An 18,305-nucleotide genomic window follows, 5' to 3' on the forward strand; every position below is an offset into this window, starting at 1 on the left:
CGGGTGCTGGTACTCACGCGGAAGGTCGGCGAGCGGATCCTCGTCGGTGACGACATCGTCATCACGGTCCTCGACGCCCGGGGGGACGGCGTGCGGATCGGCATCGACGCACCACGCGGGGTGAAGATCCAGCGCGAAGAGGTCGTGCGCGCGGTCGCCGAGGCGAACGCCGAGGCCGCCGCGGCTGCCGGGGCGTCCGGTGCCTCCGGAGACGACGCCGAGGCGCGGTTGCGCGCGGCGCTCGGCGACCGCGGCGGGGCCGACCGGGCGTAGTCCGGGCCGTCGCGCGCCGTGGTGGCATCGCGCCCCGTGGCGGCCGCGCGCGCCGTGGTGGCATCGCGCCCCGTGGCGGGGGGGGGGGGGGGGCCCGGGGGGGGGGGGGGGCGGGGGGGGGGGGGGGGGCGGGCGGCCGGGGGGGGGGGGGGGGGGGGGGGGGGGTGCGCCCCCGGGGGGGGGGGGCGCGCCCCCGGCCTGGGGGGGCCCCCACGACGCTGGCGGGGCGCGGACCGGACGGAACGACGGGCGGCTACGCGCGGGGCTTCTTCTCCTGTTCGGGGAGCCGTCCGGCTGCCGCCTCGGCGGCGAACCACGCACGGGCCTCGTCCTGGCGCGCCTGCTCCTCCCCGAGCGCGATGGGCGCCCGCACGTGGCCGGGCTCGTAGCCGAAGGTCTCGAGGAGCTGCGGGACGACCGGACGGAGCCGCGCGACGAGCCGGTCGATCGACGCCGAGACCGCACGGGCGCGCTGTGCGCTCAGGCGGCCGTGCACCAGGTGCCAGTCGAGGTGCTGCTCGAGCAGTCCGAGCGCGAACAGGTCGCGCAGCCACACGAGCACCCGGCGGGTGTCGCCCTCGGGGACCGCGGCGAGCGCCTCGGTGAAGGCATCCCACTGCATGAGCTCGGCGTGGGCGCGCGCGGCCTCGATGAGCTCGTGCTGCGACCGGTTCAGGAGCACGGCCTGACGGGCGCGGTCCTTGCCGGCGGTGTTCAGCCGGAGCCCGATCTCGGTGACCATGGTGTCCACTCGGCCGGCGAGCAGCGCCCGCTGGGTGGCGGGGTCGTGCAGGTCGGTGACGCTCGCCGCGAGTGACCCGCGGTCGGCGACCGTCTGCCCGAGGCGGCGGATCCCGGAGGCGTCCGCGAGCTTCACGCCGACCTGGGCGGCGACGAACTTCGCGGTCGATGCGGCATCGCGCGGCGCCCGCTTCCGGAAGTCGGTGAGCAGCCGCTTGCCGACGAGCTGCAGCAGGACGGTGTTGTCGCCCTCGAACGTGACGTAGACGTCGAGGTCGGCACGCAGGCTCGTCAGGCGGTTCTCGGCGAGGAAGCCCGCGCCGCCGCAGGCCTCGCGGCACTCCTGCAGGGTGTCGAGGGCGGACCACGTCGACAGCGACTTGAACGCGGCGGCCTGGGTCTCCAGGTCCTCGCGGCGCTCCGGGGTGTCGGCACGCCCGCTGAACACGTCGTCGAAGGTGCGGAGCAGCTGCTCGTGCGCGAAGGACTGCGCGAACACCGTCGCCAGGCGGGGGATGAGCCGGCGCTGGTGCCGCCCGTAGTCGAGCAGGACGCCCTCGACACCGCCGGCCGTCGGGAACTGCCGACGCTGCATGGCGTAGGTGAGCGCGATCTGCAGCCCGATCTTCTGCGCGACGACCGCGGCGCCGTCGAGCGACACGCGGCCCTGCACCAGGGTGCCGAGCATCGTGAAGAAGCGGCGACCGGGGGAGCCGATCGGCGAGCTGTAGGTGCCGTCCTCGGCGACGTCGCCGTAGCGGTTCAGCAGGTTCGTGCGGGGGATCCGGACGTGGTCGAAGTGCAGCCGGCCGTTGTCGATGCCGTTCAGACCGCCCTTGACGCCGTCGTCCTCGCCGCCGACGCCGGGCAGGAACGCGCCGTCGTCGTCGCGGAGCGGCACGTAGAAGGCGTGGACGCCGTGGTCGACGCCCTGGGTGACGAGCTTCGCGAAGACGACGGCCGCCTTGCCGTGCAGGGCCGCGTTGCCGATGTAGTCCTTCCACGCCCCACGGAACGGTGTGTGGACGACGAACTCCTGCGTCGCCGGGTCGTATGTGGCCGACGTGGCGATGTTCTGCACGTCCGAACCGTGGCCGGTCTCGGTCATCGCGAAGCAGCCGGGCACGTCGAACCCGATGATGCCGGGCAGGAACTCCTCGTGGTTCCGCGCGGTGCCGAGGTGGTGCACCGCGGAGCCGAACAGGCCCCACTGCACGCCGGCCTTGATCTGCAGCGACGGGTCGGCGGTGGTGATCTCCTCGAACGCCGCCAGGTTGCCGCCGTGGTTGTCCTGGCCGCCGAGCTCGCGCGGGTACGGGCGCTGGATCGCACCGGCGTCCACCAGGATCTGCAGCTGCTCGAACGCGCGGGCGCGGTGCTCGATGGTGCCGAGGCCCTCGGTCTTGTGCAGTGCGGGGTCGAGCACGAGGCGGCGCGAGATGCGGCGGTCCTCGGCCCAGCGGCCGAGCAGGAGGGTCTCGACCATGTCGACGTCGATGCGGACGTCGGTGTTCGTGCTCGTTCTCGCGCTGTTGTTCGTGCTCGCGGTGTTGCTCGTGTCCTCGCCGGCGTCCTGCTTCGCCTTCTGGGTGCCGGTGTGCTGCGCGGATGCGGTGTCGACCATGGTCGGAGTCCTCCTGAACTGCGGTGTCCGGTGTTGCACGACCCACGCTAGACACCGCGCCCGACAGCCGGCGGAACGCGGTGCGGGGCGTACAACCCTGGTCCACGCGGACCGGCCGCGTTGGTGGGAACCCTCCAAGCGGCCCGGCCGCCGGATTTGTTGAGCACCCATCGACGATTGGGCGTGCCACCGGCCCGCGGGGCAGACTGGCCGACATGTCAGGCTCCACCACGGGACACGATCCCAAGCCCAAACGCACCTTCTTCGGACAGCCGTTCGAGCTGTCGACACCGTTCGCGGTGGAGCTCTGGGAGCGGTTCTCGTTCTACGGGATGCAGGGCATCGTCCTCATCTACATGTACTACACCGTCACGCAGGGCGGCCTCGGGATCGACAAGGGTGTCGCGAGCGGGATCATGGGCGCCTACGGCGGCGCCGTCTACCTGTTCACCATCATCGGTGCGTGGATCGCGGACCGGCTGCTCGGTGCCGACCGCACGCTCTTCGGCAGCGCGGTCGTCGTCATGCTCGGGCACATCGCCCTGGCGCTCATCCCCGGGGTCGCGGGCGTCGGCGTCGGCCTCGTGCTCATCGCGCTCGGGTCCGGCGGGCTCAAGGCGACCGCCACGACGATCGTCGGTGGGCTCTACAGCCGCGACGACCCCCGTCGTGACGCCGGCTTCTCGCTGTACTACCTGGGCGTGAACCTCGGAGCGTTCTTCGGACCGCTCCTGACCGGCCTGCTGCAGAGCTCGCTCGGCTTCCACTACGGCTTCGGGCTCGCCGCCGTCGGCATGGCCGCGGGGCTGGTGCAGTACGCGATCCGGCGCAAGAACCTGCCCGACACCGTCCGCCACGTCACGAACCCGGTCGACCGCCGACGCCTGCCGCTGATCGGTGTCGGCGTCGTCGTCGCCCTCGGTGTGGTCGTGGTCGCCGTGCTCACCGGGCTGCTGAACGTCGGCAACCTGCCCACCGTGGTCGTCGCGATAGTGATCCTCGCCACGATCGGCTACTTCGTCGTCATCCTGACGAGCGGCATCACCGCGCAGGAGCGCTCGCGGGTGTTCGCGTTCATCCCGCTCTTCATCGGCAGCGCGGTGTTCTGGTCGCTCTACCAGCAGCAGTTCACCGTCGTCACCGTCTACTCCGATGAGCGACTGGACCGCTCGCTGTTCGGGTGGGAGATGCCGGTGTCGTGGGTGCAGTCGATCAACCCGGTCTTCATCATCGTGCTGTCCGGGGTCTTCGCGGCACTCTGGACCAAGCTCGGCGACCGCCAGCCGTCCACGCCGACGAAGTTCGCCCTCGGCACCGGGATCATGGGTGTCGCGTTCCTGCTGTTCCTGCCGTTCGTCAACTCGGGTCAGAACGGCACGCCCCTGCTCGCCCTGGTCGCGATCCTGCTGGTCTTCACGCTGGCCGAGCTGCTGCTGTCACCCGTCGGGCAGTCCGTCGCCACGAAGCTCGCGCCGCCGAAGTTCCAGACGCAGATGGTCGCGCTCTTCTTCCTGTCGGTGTCGCTCGGCACCGCCGTCACCGGGGTGCTGTCGCGCTACTACGACCCGGCGGACGAGGCCCCCTACTTCACGATCCTCGGTCTCGTCGCCGTGGCGGTCGGTGTGGTCCTGCTCGTCCTGGCGAAGCCGGTCCTGAAGCTCATGCGCGGTATCCGCTGATCCGTCGCGGCTTCCGCTGATCCGTCGCGCATCCGCTAACCTGAGGGAAGCCACACGGCCGAAGCAACCAAGGAGTCACCCCATGCTCGAACTCATCGCCGGCATCATCATCGGCATCGGCGTCCTCGGTGGTGTGGGCTGCTGCATGGCGGTCGCCGCCATGATGAAGAGCGGCTCCGAGGAGTACTGAGCCCGCTGGGCTACTCGCCGCTGCCGGTCGTGATCGGCACCAACTGACGACTCAGGACGGTCGCGCGCTCGAAGGGGCCGCGGCCGTCCTTCGTGTACACGGGCTCCTCGAACGCGACCGTCCACGACAACGGTTCGCCGACACCGGGGTACCCGACGATCTGGTTGCCGCCGGGAGCCACGATGACGCCGATCGGCTCGTCGGCCCACCGCTCGCCGCCCTGCGCGGAGTCGATGACCTGCACGAGCGCGCCGATGCCGAGGCCGGGGGCGTCGTCGGGGCGGGGCTTGGGGGAGCGTCGTCCGAACACGCCATCACCGTAGCGTGCGCGCCGATCAGCCACCTCCGTTCTGCTGGCCGAGGCTCGACGACCTGCGGACGGGGTACCGCCGAGGGCGCCGCCGAGGTTCTACGACATGCCGCCGGGGCATCGCCGAGGTTCCACGACATGCCGCGCGCGTTCCGTCCGGGTTCCACGGATGCCCGTTGGGGCGCCCGAGGTTCCGAGATTTTGGAACCTCGGGGACGACACCCGCGCCCCAGGTCAGGCGTCGGCGGGGATGCGGGCGATCTCGGTGATGGACGAGTGGCCGGTCTCGGGGTGCTTGCGCATCGAGAGCAGCCGTTCCATCGACGGTTCGAGCGCCGTGACCTTGTCGAGGGGCGCACTCACCACCAGCTGGAACCCGAGCCGGAGCCACGCGGTGACCGCTCGGCCGGCGAACTCCGAGTCCGCCTTGATGAACGCCTCGTCGAGGAACACCGGGGCGAACCGGGGACGGGGACGGGTCTCGTCGCCGAGCTGGTACCGGAGCGCCGCACCGACGATGAACGCCACGAGCTCCTGCGTCTCACCACCGGACTTGTCGCCGAGCGACGAGTAGACGCCGAGGTCGACGCCCGACGTGTCGTAGCGCACGGCCGTGATCTCCATGTGCCGTCGGACGTCGAGCACGGCGTCGCGCTGCGTGGTGCGACCACGGGCGGCGTCGGGGTCGGGGCGGATGACGGCCATGAAGCGCCGGAGCCGGCGGAACCGGGTCTCGAGCACGTCGTCGGTCAGCTCGGAGTCGACCGAGGCGGACAGGGCGCGGAGCTCGCGGCGGAACGCGGTGACGTCCTCGCGCGTCACCCGGCGGATCTGGATCTTCAGGCGGTCGCGGTTCGCGCCGAACGGCAGGTCCCGCAGGATCTCGTTGACCGGCTCGAGACGCTCCTCGATCTCGACGACGGCACGGTCGAACGCGCCGGCGAGCGGGACGAGGTCCTCGCCGCTCCACTGCGACAGCCGCCGACGCCACTCGGTGCGGCGTGCGTGCAGTCCGGTCGCGACGATCTGGTCGAGGATGGCGTGGTAGTCCGGGTAGGACGCGACGCCGGTGCCGAGGTTCGGGTCCGGCCAGGCGTCCTGGTACCGCTGGAACGTGAGCGTCAGCGACGTCGAGGCCGCTGCGGCACCATCGAGCGCCTGCGACAGCCGTTCCTCCAGCCGGCGTCGGAGCCGTCGTGTGGCGTCGTCGAAGCCGTCCACGCCGTCCGGGGCGCCGACCTCGGCGAACGTCTCGGCGAGCAGTCGCGACTGCTCGTCGTCGGGCAACGACTCGGGGGTGTCGTCGAAACGCGACAGGATCTCGGCTGCGGCGTCCTGACCGTCGACGAGCACCGCGTGGCGCTCCTCGAGCCGCTGCACGGAGAGCCGTGCTGCGGAGCGTCGGTCGGCGGTCTCGTCGAGCGACTTCCGCAGGCGGGCGACCGAGGCGCGCAGCGTCCGCAGGCCGTCGTCGGCGGCGAGCAGCGCCTGGCGTTCCTCGTCGAGTCGGGCCAACGAGGTCTCGACCCCCTCGACGTCGATGGCGTCCCAGGTCACGTCGACGACGTGCTGGTGGGCGGCGCGCAGGACGTCGAGCGCGGTGAGGTCCTGTGCGACGTCGGTGCGACGGGCCTCGAGCGTGGCGAGGTCCTGCGCGATCGACGCGAGCTCCTGCTCGACGGCGGCGACGCGGGCCTCGTTCGTGAAGCCGATGACGTTGGCCTGGCGCCGGTCGCCGTGCGCACCACGACGACCGTCGCGGAGCTGGCCGGACTCGGTGACGCGCCGGCCACCGCCGCCGAGCTCGGAGGCGTCGGTCACGCAGCGGGCGTCGGTGCGCTCGGACTCGATCCGCTCGCGCACCCAGGTGCTGAACGGCGAGTGCTTGATCGCGAGCTTGCCGGACACCATCGCGGGGTCGCCGTCGAGGTCCAGGTGCGGACCGGTCGGCACACCCTCGAACTGCACGCGGACCGGCAGGCGGAGTGCGTCGATCGCCTCGCTGAACGCGCCCAGCCGGTCCTGGTCGACCAGCAGGGTGCGGGCGACGGGAGCCAGCACGGACTCGATCGCCGTGCGCCAGCGCTCCTCGCCGGGCCGCACGTCGAGCAGTTCCGCGACGAAGGGCAGGTCTGCGGGGTCGATGCTGGCCGCCCGGGCCATCGCGAGCCGGGCCTCGTGCATCGGCAGCGGCATCGCGCCCTGGCGGTGTTCGAGCGACTGCCGCTCCTGCCGCAGTGAGCGCTCCCGGTCGAGGAGTGGGTACTCCTCGCGCGTCAGGGCGTCACGGCGGTCGTCCAACGACGAGCGCGAAGCAGCGTAGGAACCGAGGAACTCGTGCGAGCTGCGCTGCGCGGCAGTGAAGTCGGCCTCGGTCGCGACGGACGTGCCGAGCACCGCTGTGCGCTCGTCGAACGTCGCCCGGGTGCGGACGACGGCGTCGCGTTCGCGCGTGCGGCGGTCGATGCGGTCCTCGAGCTGGGCGAGCGCGTTGCCGCCCTGGTCGCGCAGCCGCGCCTCGGCGTCGCGCAGCTCGATCTCCACGGCGGCGTGCCGGGCCTCGGCAGCGGCGACCTCGGCGCGCGATGCCGTGCGCTCCCGTGCGTTCCGCGAGACCTCGGCGTCGAGCAGATCGCGCTTCCGCGAGGCCGTCCAGTGCGCGAACGGGGAGACCTCGGCACCGGTGGCGATGCCGTCCAGCGCCTCGGCCGCGGCCTTCGAGCGTTCGATCTCGTCGTGCAGGTCGGTGATGGGGGAGAGGATGCGGACCTTGCGCTCCTCGGTGTCCATCGCCTCGTACGCCTCGTCGAGCGCGGAGAAGTGCGCGAGGGCACGGTCGGCCGCCTCGTAGGTGCCGGGGGTCTCGAGCACGAGCGACTTGTACAGCGCGTCGACTGTCGGCAGGTGCTGCCCGGCCTGGATGCGCGCGAGCAGGCGCATCGCCCGGTTGCCGCCACCGGAGTCGCCGATGCCGAGCCGGGTCTGCAGCGTGTACGCGAGCTCCTGGTAGGTGTCGCGGATGACGAGGCCGGGAACACGACCGGTCAGTTCGAGGTGGTGGAACCGCGTCGGCACGAACTCCTCGAGACGACGCAGGTCGAAGGTGTCGTCGACCGTGGCCATGGTCATCTGGATGTCGCCGACGCCCCGCGCGCGCTTCGGCACGATGTACGCCCGCAACACCGTGAAGCGGCGCTCGTCGTCGTTCCGGAACGTGACCGCGGCCGCACCCCAGGTGGTCTGGTCGTCGCCGCGCAGGTTCACGTCGCGCAGGGCGCCGGACTCGGGGTCGCGGCGGGTGTCGACCTTGCCGCGCAGGTACGTGAGCAGGTTGCGCTGGTCGGCGCTGCGGGCACGCCCGGTCGTGGCGTCGTTCGAGGCGCCGTTGAACGGCACGTCGGACGGCATCATCACGGCCAGGTACGCGTCCATGAGCGTGGACTTGCCGGTGCCGGACGCGCCGGAGATGAGCGTCGCGGTGCCGGACAGCTCGACCTGGCGGTGACCGTGGAACCCGCCCCAGTTGACGACCTGCATCGACTCGGCGCGCCACTGCGCGACCGTGTCGAAGAGCGCCGGGATCTCGAACGTGTCGGTCACGCTTCCGTCTCGCCTTCGTCGTCGGTGTCGGTGTCGTCAGTCGGGAGGCCCGGGTCGGCTCCGTCGGTCGGCTCGCCGCCCGGGGCGGTCGCCACTTCCTGCGCGGTGGTGGTCCGCAACCAGGTGTCCAGTTCCAGCAGGCGCTCCAGGGGGAGCAGCACCTCGACGACGCTCGCCACCCGGAAGCGGTCCGGGTCGGACGTGCGGATCAGGATCCGCGCCGTGACGAGGCGCTCGACGGCCTTCGCCACACGGCCCTCGTCACGGGTGCGGTCGGTCGCGGTGGCCGGTCGGAACCCGGCGACGTGCCCGAGGATCTCGGAGCGGTCGACGACGACCTGGTCCGGCCCCGGCCGGGCATCGGCTCGCAGCCGCATCCGCAGGTAGACGAGGACGATCGTCTCCTCGCGGGTGTACGGCAGGTCGCGCAGCAGCGTGGGGAACGGACGGCGCTGGCTCTCCGAGCGGGCCTGGCGCTTCCAGGCGACCTCGCGGTCGCGGTCGACGTGCAGCTCGAGGAACAGGTCGTTCAGGCGCGACCGCAGTTGGTACTCGCCGTCGAGCACCGCGCGCCACTCGTCGGGGTGGGTGCGGGAGCTGACGTACGAGTGGCGGAGCAGCGCCACCAGGGCGCGGCGCTGGTGCTCGTCGAGCCGACCCTCGTCGCCCTCGAAGAGGGCGAAGCTGGACTCGTCGCGTTCGTCCTCCTGCAGGACTGTTGCGGGGTCGTCGTAGGGGACCGTCTCGTCGACCGGTGCCGGCGTCGTGTCGCTCACCGTGCCTCCTGTGCGTTCTGTGTGTCGTCGTGGGGTTCGCCGGCCGGCGTGCGCTCCGCAGCGAGCGCCGCGGTGGGCATGTGGAAGGTCACCGGGCTGCCGTCCGGGCGCACCGTGCGGTGTTCGGCGAGGTGCGCGGCGGACTCGAAGTCGTCGCGCCCCGTCAGCAGGTGGGCGAGGCCGAACAACTCGACCGGTCGACGCTGCTCGGGCGGCAGCCCGTGGAACGCGTCGACGCTCGAGTCGGCCTCGGCGAACCGGAGTGCGGCGCGCAGCTCCGTCAGGAGCGGGCCGCCGTGCTTGCGGAGCATCTCGACGTCGAGGTCCTCGAAGACGTCGTCGTCGGGTTCCTCGATGGGCGGCGGCACCGACTCGGCGTCCGGGTCGTAGAAGCGTTCGCGCAGGGTGCCGACCTCGGCCGATGCCGGCAGCAGCGGGAGCGGGATGCGGTCGCGCGCACCGCCCTGGTCCATCAGGGTGGCGAGCCCGCGGTTGATCGAACGGATGACGGCGTCGAGCTCGCGGTCGCGGACCACGTCGTGGGCGACGATCTGGTCGCGGAGCGTGGCCGTGAGCTGGCGGCGCTGGGCGAGGACGTCCTCGATGCCCTGGCGGAGGATCGTCACCGTGTTGCGGAACGCGCGACGCTCACCGGCGCCGAGGCCCTCGGCGAAGGGGTGGGACAGGATCGTCGCGATGTCGTCCCGCAGGCGGAGCAACAGCGCGTCGTCGCGCAGGAGCTCGAAGGCGCCCTCGAACGCGCGGCCCTCCGGTGTGGCCTGCATCAGGTTGTCGGTGCGTGCGAGGTAGTCGTCGAGGATCTCGCCGATCGGACGGACCTCTTGCCGGAAGTCCTCGACGATCGAGCGGTGCATCGTCGCGACGGCCTCTTCCACGCGCTTGAAGTCGCTCGGGAGCTGCCGGATCAGGTCGGAGATGTTCGTGTAGCCGTCCCGCATCCGGTCGTCCTCGACGGTGACGACGTCGTCCCCGTGCTCGAGGCGTTCGCGCTCGGCCTGCAGCTCGGCGATCTGGGCGTCGATGCGGCGGATCTGCACGTCGGGGTCGGGCTCGGCGCGGGCGGCCCAGCGGTGCACGGCGTCCACGATCATCGCCAGGCGGCTCTCGCTGATCAGGGCACGGTCGGCGGACAGTGCGTCGACGAGGCTCAGGGCCTCGAGCGCGTGGCTCGTCAGGGAGTACTGCTCGTCGCCGTCGGGGGAGTTGGAGCGCACGAGCCACTGGGCCGCCACCCACTCACGGCAGAGGGCGCGGCCGTTCGGTCGGGGGTCCTGCTCGCTCTGCTCGTGCTGGTCGCTCGCGGGTACGCGCGCGCCCGAGGCCTGCAGGCGGGCGACGTGCTCCTCGACCTGCAGGTGCATGCGGTCGGCGGGGACGTACTGGACGTCGCGGTCGAAGACCGTGCGGAACACGGCGAGGACCGTCGCGCTCGTCGGGCGGGACATGAGCCGCAGGGTCGGACGGTCGAGGACCGCTCGGACCCGGGCGAACTCGAGGTCGACGTCGGTCATGCGCCCCTTCGTCCGATCGTGCTGATGGTGCGTCCCGCGTGCTGCGGGCCGGTGAGATGACAAGAGCCCGACGCTGCTGCGTCGGGCTCTGTCTCAAGGGTGGGCGATACCAGACTCGAACTGATGACCTCTTCGGTGTGAACGAAGCGCGCTACCAACTGCGCCAATCGCCCCCTGCACTGTTCGTGCGAGTCGATAGTAGCGGATGTCTCGCGGTGCTCCGAACACGACGCGCTGCCCGGGTGTGGCGCGCTGTGCGTGTGCAGCGGCGCACCGTGCAGCGGCGCACCGTGCGGCGTTGGGGCGCGTTCGCACGGTGCGGCCTTGGCGCCTCGGTGCGAGCTTGACCGCATGGTGCGGGGCTGAGAGCAGGCACGGAGCACACAACCGCGCACCACATGGCAAAGACTGCGCCGTGCGAGGGGGCTCGAACCGGCCGGATCCGCATGAACTCGGGGGACACGCCCGGTGAACGGGAAGGATTTTGGTGGAAGCGCCCGGGTTCGTATAGAGTTTACGTCGTCGCCGCGACAGCGGAAAGACAAGTGCGGATGTGGCGCAGTGGTAGCGCATCACCTTGCCAAGGTGAGGGTCGCGAGTTCGAATCTCGTCATCCGCTCGAGTGTGGGGCTTCTCGAAGCCCTGCGACTCACCAGAGGGTATCCCACCGTTCGGGTACTCACGGAGACGTGAACCTCGATGGTGGGGTGGCCGAGAGGCTAGGCAGCGGCCTGCAAAGCCGTCCACGCGGGTTCGAATCCCGTCCCCACCTCCAGCAACACCCTCCAGATCCTGTACGAACCCCGGTTCAGACAGGGAATCTGGGCGATTGGCGCAGCGGTAGCGCGCTTCCCTGACACGGAAGAGGTCACTGGTTCGATCCCAGTATCGCCCACCACGAGAAAGCCCCCGGCAGACCACCAGGTCCGGCCGGGGGCTTCTTGTATTCCGGGCGATCGCCGCGTCCTGCTGGCACGATGGCGAGGTGGATTCGATGCGTGGGTGGCCGCTGTGGGCCGTGATGATCGTCCTCGCGGTCGCGTTCGGCGGGTTCTGGTACCTGTCGACGTTCGTCACCATGCCCGCCGACGTCCCCGTCGGGATCCGAGTCGCCGCGAGTGTGGTCACGGGCGCGGTGTTCGGCGTGCTCTTCGGGCTCTGGATCGGTCGGCAACGTCGCAGTGTCGGCCCGGCCGCGCGTGATCGTGCACTCGGTCGAGCGGTGCGGCGCGGCGAACTGCCCGCTGATGCGGACCCGGCGCAGTGGCGCCAGGCGCTCACGCACTACCAGCAGCAGTACCGCCGGCAGCGGTGGTTCGGGCCCGTCGTGTTCGTGGTGCTGATGGCGCTCGAGGTGTCCCTCGCCGTCACCGGGCGTCCGGTCTTCTGGTTCGCGGCGGCGATGTTCCTCGTGATCCTGGTCGTCACCCTCGTGCAGACACCGAAGGTGCTGCGGAACACCGCCGCGATGCTCGCCGAGCTCGACCGTCGTGAGGCAACCGAACCGCACCGAGCGACCTGACGCGGTGGACCGCCGGGCGGTATCGCGTCGAAGCCGACGCCCGCGTCGGCGCCGAGGCGGCCGACGCCGGCGACGACTCAAGCGGAGACGGAGGCAGCCCGTCGCCGTCGGTCGATCGCGCAGATGGCGAGCGCCATCGCCCCCCCCAGCACCGCTCCGACGCTGTTCATGAACCAGTCGTTCGTGTCGCAGCGCCGGCCGAGCACCGGGGCGAGCGCCTGGACGACCTCGATGACAGCGGAGAGGGCGACCGCGCCGGCGAGGACGGAGAGCGGTCGGTTCGTCGCCGTGCCGAGGAAGAGTGCGAGCGGCAGCAGCATCGCGACGTTGGCGAGCGTGTCGAGGCCCTGGAACGGCACGGAGAACTGCACGGTGCACGCGACGCCGTCAGGCCGAGCGCCGTCGGGCAGCAGCGTGAGCACGAGCACCGCGATGAACGACAACCCGGACAGGCCGAGCATCACACCACGGAGCCGCAGGCGGTGGAGCGCCCAGGCCAGGCCCGCGGCGACGGTGACGCCGACCCAGAAGGCGACGCGGACCAGGGGCGCGTGCTCGACGAGGAAGGTGGAGATCATCGGGATCCTCCGTGGCCGCGATCGTTCCGCGGATCGAGTCGGTCGAGCCACACTCGCATGAGTGCGGCTTCCTCGGGCAGCAGCGCGCTCGAGCCGCCGGCGTCGAGCCGCGCGCGGAGCTGCCGGAGGGGTGCTGCGTCGAGGTCGTCGTGACCCGGGCCGGGCGGCACCACCAGGACCGCGCTCAGGACTGCGTCGCGGAGTGCGTCGGCGGCGATGCCGGATTCGTGCCGCGCGGGTGTGCTCATCCGGTCGAGGGCGAGTCCGACGTTGGCAGCGAGCAACATCGTCGCCGCGACGGGTACGTCGACGCGGAGCAGGCCGGCGGCGGCACAGCGCGTCAGTGTCCTCTCGAGCAGGACGGTCAGTCCGTCGCGGGCAGCGCTGTTCGCCCACGGTCGCGGAGCGAACATCAGCCGGTAGAGCGCGGCGTGTTCGCGGGCGAAGGCGAGGTGGTCGTCCCAGCCGCGGCGCAGGTCCACCGACGGGTCATCCGACGCCTCGAGTTCGGCCTTCCGCTGCGTGTACCGCTGCAGACCCGTCTCGGCGAGGGCGTCCAGGAGACCACGCTTGTCGCCGAAGATCCGGTAGAGGACGGGCTGTGTCACACCGACTGCTTCGCAGACCGCTCGGGTGGCGATGTCCCCGTCCGGAGACGCGACCAGCTGCTCCTCCGCCGCGCTGAGCAGCGCGTTGCGAAGTGTTTCGTCAGAACGAGCCATGCCGTGATCGTAGCGCAGCTTGTAGCGCCGATCGTAGTCATGCTACGTTCTGGCGTAGCGCCGAAACGACGAGCGCGTATCAATGAAAGGACACCCCATGGCTCACACTTCTGCACGCGTTGCCATCGTCACGGGCGGCTCGCGCGGGATCGGCCGCGCGGTCTCCTCCCGTCTGGCAGCGGACGGCTTCACCGTGTTCGTGAACCACGCGAGCGGGACGGCAGCTGCCGCGGCCACCGTCGAGGAGATCACAGCAGCCGGCGGACGCGCGGTCGCCGTGCAGGCAGACGTCGCCGACGAGCACGCCGTGGCCGCCATGTTCGACCAGGTCGAGGCCGACCACGGTGGCGTCGACGTCGTCGTGCACTCCGCCGGGCGCCTCGCACTGTCGACGATCGCCGACCAGGACCTGGAGGTCCTCGACGCGCTGCACCGGACGAACATCCGCGGCACCTTCGTCGTCGCGCAGCAGGCGGCTCGTCGCCTCCGCTCCGGTGGCGCGTTCGTCGGCATGTCGACCTCGGTGGTCGGGACGCAGTTCCCCACCTACGGCGCCTACGTCGCGAGCAAGAGCGCGGCAGAGGGCATGACGCTGATCCTGGCGAAGGAGCTCCGTGGCCGTGACGTCACGGCGAACGTGGTCGCTCCGGGGCCGACGGCGACCGAGCTGTTCCTCGACGGGAAGACGGAAGAGCAGATCGACACGCTGGCGAAGGTACCGCCCCTCGAGCGCCTCGGCGCCCCGGAGGACATCGCCGGCGTCGTGGCGTTCCTGGTCGGACCGGACGGACACTGGGTGAACGGGCAGACCATCCGCGCCAACGGGGGGATGGTCTGATGCCCACGCCGCGGGTCGTCCTCGTCACCGGAGCCTCGAGCGGCTTCGGTCGTCTGACGGCGGAGTCGCTCGCACGGGCAGGCAACGTCGTCGTCGCGGGGATGCGTGCCGTTGACGGTCGGAACGCGACCGCTCGCCGGGCGCTCGAGGACCTCGCTGACCGTGAGGCGCTGCAGCTCGGCGCCGTCGAGCTCGACGTCCAGTCGCTGCAGTCCGTCGAGGACGCGGTCGATACCGTCGTCCGTGCACACGGGCGCATCGACGTCCTCGTGCAGAACGCCGGACACATGGCCTACGGCCCGGCCGAGGCGTTCACGCCGGAGCAGTTCGCGGCGCTGTACGACGTCAACGTCGTCGGCGCCCAGCGCGTCGCCCGTGCCGTCCTGCCCCACATGCGTGACCGCCGGTCCGGACTGGTCGTCTGGGTGGGCAGTTCGTCGACCCGCGGCGGGCACCCGCCGTTCCTGGCGCCGTACTTCGCGGCGAAGGCCGGGTTGGACGCCCTGGCCGAGAGCTATGCCGCAGAACTCGTCCGCTTCGGCATCGACACCACCATCGTGGTCCCGGGCGCCTTCACCTCGGGCACGAACCACTTCACCAACGCCGCGGTGCCGGCGGACGCCGACCGCGTCGCTGCACACGACGAGGAGTACGGAGCGCTCCGGCGGGACCTGACCGGCCGCCTCGCCGAGACCGTGCCGACGGGCGCCGACGTGCAGGACGTTGCCGACGAGATCGTACGGGTCGTGGACCTGCCCGGCGGTGGTCGTCCGTACCGCGTCCACATCGATCCCTCGCACGACGGCAGCGAGGTCGTCTCGGCCGTCGCGGACCGCATCCGAGCCGAGTTCTACCGCCGCGTCGGCATCGAGGACCTCCTGTCCCCGAACGCCGCACCCTGACCCCCGGAACGTCCGGACCCCCACTGAGAGGAACACCATGCCCTTCGCCAACATCAAGGTCCCTGCTGACACCCTGACCCCCGAGTCCAAGAAGAAGCTGCAGGACGCCGTCACCGATGCCATCGTCGACGTCTACGGCGAGCGAGCCCGACCCACGACGCTCGTCATCCTCGACGAGGTCGCCGACGGTGGCTGGATGCTCGGCAGCACCATCCTCAACGAAGCGATGCTCGGCCGCGTCTGACCGTCCGCGCGCGGCGGGGGGCCGGCAACACGGTTCCCCGCCGCCTTCTCGGCGACGACGACTCCGACACCGCGCTCGTCACGACGTCCGGACTGAATCCCGGCGACTCGCTGACCGCGGCCGCCACGCGTCGATCAGGGGCCGGACTGGCTCGTCGAGACGTCGGAGGGCCGGCCGAGCTGCTGCTCGATCTGTGGGAGGAGCATCCGCACCGCCGCGACGACGACCTCCTCCACACGCTCCGGCGGGATCCGCCCGGCCGCCGCCAGTGCGCTGATGCCCTCGGTGGTCGCTGCGAGCAGGAACGGGACCGGACCCATCGATGCCGGGTCGCGCTCGCCGAGCAGTTCCGCACCCAGGGCGAAGAACCGTTCCGCCGAGGACCACGACCCGTGGTCGCGCTCGGGTTCCGGGCCGTCGTCGGTCGACGTGAACATCAGTTGGACGAGAGGGCCGTTCTCCTGGGCGAAGCGGACGTGCGCTCGGACGTACTCGGTGAGACGGGGCCCGAGGTCCCCGGGGCCGCGCGCGGCCTCCAGGTGGCCACGGAGTTCGTCGAAGCCGTCCGCGGCGATCGCGTCGAGGACGGCCTCCCGGTCGCGGAAGTGTCGTAGGGGTGCGCCGTGACTGACGCCGACGCGGCGCGCGAGCTCCCGCACGGTCACCGCCTGCTGCCCCTCCTCGACCAGGAGCGCACGGCCCTCCCGCACGAGCTCCTGCCGCAGTGAGCCGTGGTGGTACGGACGAGCTTGCGCACTCATGACGCCAGTGTAGACGTTGACAACAAAGTAGGCAGTGTCTACATTGGCGGCATGGACGACATCAGGACCGGTCGAGCTCCGACCGACGAGACCGTGATCATCACCGGCGGCACGAGCGGCATCGGCCGTGCGACGGCCGTCGCACTGGCGGGATCGGGAGCGCGGATCATCCTCGCGGTCCGCAACGAGGAGAAGGGCCGGGCGGTCGTCTCCGCCCTCCCCGGCATTCCGGGGACCCACCGTGTGCGCCGTCTCGACCTCGCCCGGCTCGACACGGTCGAGGCGTTCGCCGACGGCATCGACGAGCCGATCGCGATCCTGGTGAACAACGCCGGCGTCGAGTCGAAGGACCTGGAGCGGACGGCGGAGGGGCACGAACTCCAGTTCGGGACGAACCACCTCGGACACTTCCTGCTGGCGACGCTGCTCCTGCCGCACGTCACCGACCGCGTCGTCACCGTCGCCTCCCAGGCGGAACGTATGGCCCGACTCGACCTCACCGACCTCGACTGGTACCGGCGCACCTACAACGCCGGCCGTGCGTACGCCGACTCCAAGCTCGCCAACCTGCTGTTCACGTCCGAACTCGACCGGCGCCTGCTGGCGTCGGGGTCCCGGGTGCGCGCGCTGGCAGCCCACCCGGGCCTGGTGAAGACGGCGATCTACGAGCGACCGGCCGGGCAGCGCCCCAACCTGTGGGACCGTCTCGTCCCGGTCCTCGGGCAGGAGCCAGAGGACGGTGCGCTGCCGTCGCTCATGGCCGCGAGCGCCGACCTGCCCGGTGGGACCTTCGTCGGACCGCGGCGCATGATGCACATGCGCGGTGGAGCCGAAGTCATCGGCCGGTCGAAGCCGGCACAGGACCCGGAGATCGCTGCTCGGCTGTGGTCGATCTCCGAGGAGCTGACTGCGGTGGACGCCCGCTCGTGAGCGTCGTCCTCGACGCGACCCGTGCCCTCCTGCTCAGTACCCGGGGATGGCACCGGCCGCTCGTGGCGTTCGCTGCGCTGATGGGCGTCTGGGCGGTGGTGTGCGTCGTCGGGTTGTTGGTCGATCCGCGCACGCTCGCAGCCGACCCGATCTGGGCGAAGCCGCTCAAGTTCTCCGTGTCGCTCGCGCTCTACGCCGTGACGCTGGCGTGGATGCTCTCCCTGGTGCAGCGGCCCGTCCTGCGACGGATCGGCTGGTGGGCCGGGACCGTCGGCGCGGCCGCATCGCTGCTCGAGATCGTCGTGATCTCGATCCAGGTCGTGCGAGGCGTGGGGAGCCACTTCAACGTGTCGACCCCGACGAACCAGTTGTTCTACCAGCTCATGGCCGGTGGGGTCACCCTGATGTACTGCGCCACGCTGCTCGTCGGCGCCGCAGTCGCGGTCTTCTCGAACCTGGACGACCGGGCGTCGGCCTGGGCGCTCCGGATCGGGCTCGTCGTCGCCCTGGCCGGCCTCTCCGTGGGGTTCCTCATGGTCATCCCCACTGCGGCGCAGCTGGCCGATCCGGGCTCGGGGACGTACGGCTCGCACTCCGTCGGGGGCGACGACCCTTCCGGCGGGATCCCCCTGCTCGGCTGGAACAGCCTCCACGGTGACCTCCGCGTGTCCCACTTCATCGGGATGCACGCCCTGCAGGTGCTGCCCCTCCTCGCGCTCGTCCTGCCGGCGACGATGCGGGAGCGGTCGCGCGTGCGCGTCGTGGTCGTCGCAGGGGCGGCGTACGCCGCGGCCACCTCGATCGCGCTGTGGCAGGCCCTGCGGGGCCAGTCGGTCCTCCGCCCGGACCTGCTGACGATCGGAGCGGTGGGAATCGTCGCCGTGCTCGTCGTGACCAGCGTCGTGGTCGTTGCCCCACCGGGGCGAGCCGTCCGAGCGTTCGTGGATCGCAGAGGGAATCGAGAAGGCGGCGGATGAACGCGGAGGGCCGTGACCGGGAGAGCGGGCGGCGGTGGTCGTGAGCACAGCCGTGGGCGCGGTGCGGGGCGGACGCACGCCGCGCCTCCCGGCCGGGGGCGTGTAC

General features: G+C 71.3%; 16 protein-coding genes and 4 tRNA genes. 11 read left to right on the top strand and 9 right to left on the bottom strand.

Annotated elements, in window-relative coordinates; genetic code table 11:
* Positions 1–3: 3 nt before the first annotated feature.
* On the top strand, positions 4–273 hold the full coding sequence (gene csrA / locus ACVKXF_RS08605; protein ID WP_222661101.1) for a carbon storage regulator CsrA: 270 nt from the start codon (positions 4–6) through the stop codon (positions 271–273).
* A 253-nt stretch (positions 274–526) separates the two neighbouring features.
* Here csrA and ACVKXF_RS08610 read toward each other — a convergent pair whose 3' ends face one another.
* The gene (locus ACVKXF_RS08610; protein ID WP_456795468.1) at positions 527–2,638 is read right to left on the bottom strand and encodes an acyl-CoA dehydrogenase family protein; all 2,112 of its coding nucleotides are present in this window, start codon (positions 2,636–2,638) and stop codon (positions 527–529) included.
* 215 nt (positions 2,639–2,853) lie between these two features.
* Between ACVKXF_RS08610 and ACVKXF_RS08615 the strand changes: the two genes are divergently transcribed.
* Positions 2,854–4,317 carry a peptide MFS transporter gene (locus ACVKXF_RS08615; protein WP_222657601.1) on the top strand — a complete coding sequence of 488 codons (1,464 nt, stop codon included), beginning with the start codon at positions 2,854–2,856 and terminating at the stop codon, positions 4,315–4,317.
* Between the two features lie 200 nt (positions 4,318–4,517).
* Here ACVKXF_RS08615 and ACVKXF_RS08620 read toward each other — a convergent pair whose 3' ends face one another.
* The 5 genes from ACVKXF_RS08620 to ACVKXF_RS08640 all read right to left on the bottom strand — a co-directional run bounded on the left by ACVKXF_RS08620 (position 4,518) and on the right by ACVKXF_RS08640 (position 10,898).
* Positions 4,518–4,817, bottom strand: coding sequence for a hypothetical protein (locus tag ACVKXF_RS08620; RefSeq protein ID WP_123312681.1), 300 nt, complete (start codon positions 4,815–4,817; stop codon positions 4,518–4,520).
* Positions 4,818–5,051: 234 nt separating this feature from the next.
* Entirely contained in the window at positions 5,052–8,417 is a 3,366-nt protein-coding gene (locus ACVKXF_RS08625) for an ATP-binding protein (protein ID WP_456795469.1), read from the bottom strand.
* The gene (locus tag ACVKXF_RS08630; RefSeq protein ID WP_456795470.1) at positions 8,414–9,193 is read right to left on the bottom strand and encodes a DUF4194 domain-containing protein; all 780 of its coding nucleotides are present in this window, start codon (positions 9,191–9,193) and stop codon (positions 8,414–8,416) included. The genes ACVKXF_RS08625 and ACVKXF_RS08630 overlap by 4 nt, the downstream gene beginning before the upstream one ends.
* Positions 9,190–10,725, bottom strand: coding sequence for a DUF3375 family protein (locus ACVKXF_RS08635; protein WP_456795471.1), 1,536 nt, complete (start codon positions 10,723–10,725; stop codon positions 9,190–9,192). The genes ACVKXF_RS08630 and ACVKXF_RS08635 overlap by 4 nt, the downstream gene beginning before the upstream one ends.
* A 100-nt stretch (positions 10,726–10,825) precedes the next feature.
* Positions 10,826–10,898: transfer RNA gene (locus ACVKXF_RS08640), tRNA-Val, on the bottom strand.
* Between the two features lie 374 nt (positions 10,899–11,272).
* Between ACVKXF_RS08640 and ACVKXF_RS08645 the strand changes: the two genes are divergently transcribed.
* The 4 genes from ACVKXF_RS08645 (at position 11,273) to ACVKXF_RS08660 (ending at position 12,247) form a co-directional block, all read left to right on the top strand.
* Positions 11,273–11,344 (top strand) — tRNA-Gly (locus ACVKXF_RS08645).
* 82 nt (positions 11,345–11,426) lie between these two features.
* Positions 11,427–11,500 (top strand) — tRNA-Cys (locus ACVKXF_RS08650).
* A gap of 48 nt (positions 11,501–11,548) precedes the next feature.
* Positions 11,549–11,623: transfer RNA gene (locus ACVKXF_RS08655), tRNA-Val, on the top strand.
* Between the two features lie 87 nt (positions 11,624–11,710).
* On the top strand, positions 11,711–12,247 hold the full coding sequence (locus ACVKXF_RS08660) for a hypothetical protein (protein WP_456795472.1): 537 nt from the start codon (positions 11,711–11,713) through the stop codon (positions 12,245–12,247).
* A 77-nt stretch (positions 12,248–12,324) separates the two neighbouring features.
* On the opposite strand, the gene ACVKXF_RS08665 is transcribed toward ACVKXF_RS08660, so the two are convergent.
* Both ACVKXF_RS08665 and ACVKXF_RS08670 read right to left on the bottom strand, forming a co-directional pair.
* Positions 12,325–12,825: a VanZ family protein gene (locus tag ACVKXF_RS08665; protein WP_456795473.1), complete on the bottom strand. Its 501-nt coding sequence runs from the start codon at positions 12,823–12,825 to the stop codon at positions 12,325–12,327.
* The gene (locus ACVKXF_RS08670; protein WP_456795474.1) at positions 12,822–13,547 is read right to left on the bottom strand and encodes a TetR/AcrR family transcriptional regulator; all 726 of its coding nucleotides are present in this window, start codon (positions 13,545–13,547) and stop codon (positions 12,822–12,824) included. The genes ACVKXF_RS08665 and ACVKXF_RS08670 overlap by 4 nt, the downstream gene beginning before the upstream one ends.
* 97 nt (positions 13,548–13,644) lie before the next feature.
* Between ACVKXF_RS08670 and ACVKXF_RS08675 the strand changes: the two genes are divergently transcribed.
* From ACVKXF_RS08675 to ACVKXF_RS08685, 3 genes are read left to right on the top strand one after another with little or no spacing between them, the layout of a single operon-like run.
* Positions 13,645–14,385 carry an SDR family oxidoreductase gene (locus ACVKXF_RS08675; protein WP_340196123.1) on the top strand — a complete coding sequence of 247 codons (741 nt, stop codon included), beginning with the start codon at positions 13,645–13,647 and terminating at the stop codon, positions 14,383–14,385.
* Positions 14,385–15,287, top strand: coding sequence for an SDR family oxidoreductase (locus ACVKXF_RS08680; RefSeq protein ID WP_340196122.1), 903 nt, complete (start codon positions 14,385–14,387; stop codon positions 15,285–15,287). Before ACVKXF_RS08675 ends, ACVKXF_RS08680 begins: the two co-directional genes overlap by 1 nt.
* A gap of 37 nt (positions 15,288–15,324) precedes the next feature.
* Positions 15,325–15,531 carry a tautomerase family protein gene (locus tag ACVKXF_RS08685; RefSeq protein ID WP_456795475.1) on the top strand — a complete coding sequence of 69 codons (207 nt, stop codon included), beginning with the start codon at positions 15,325–15,327 and terminating at the stop codon, positions 15,529–15,531.
* A gap of 134 nt (positions 15,532–15,665) precedes the next feature.
* Here the strand turns inward: ACVKXF_RS08685 and ACVKXF_RS08690 are convergent, their stop codons facing one another.
* Positions 15,666–16,292, bottom strand: coding sequence for a TetR/AcrR family transcriptional regulator (locus tag ACVKXF_RS08690; protein ID WP_456795476.1), 627 nt, complete (start codon positions 16,290–16,292; stop codon positions 15,666–15,668).
* 51 nt (positions 16,293–16,343) lie between these two features.
* Between ACVKXF_RS08690 and ACVKXF_RS08695 the strand changes: the two genes are divergently transcribed.
* Positions 16,344–17,222 carry an SDR family NAD(P)-dependent oxidoreductase gene (locus tag ACVKXF_RS08695; RefSeq protein WP_456795477.1) on the top strand — a complete coding sequence of 293 codons (879 nt, stop codon included), beginning with the start codon at positions 16,344–16,346 and terminating at the stop codon, positions 17,220–17,222.
* Positions 17,219–18,199 carry a hypothetical protein gene (locus ACVKXF_RS08700; protein ID WP_456795478.1) on the top strand — a complete coding sequence of 327 codons (981 nt, stop codon included), beginning with the start codon at positions 17,219–17,221 and terminating at the stop codon, positions 18,197–18,199. Before ACVKXF_RS08695 ends, ACVKXF_RS08700 begins: the two co-directional genes overlap by 4 nt.
* The last annotated feature ends 106 nt before the right edge of the window (positions 18,200–18,305 follow it).

It is taken from the genome of Curtobacterium sp. PvP017 (genome assembly GCF_054060195.1).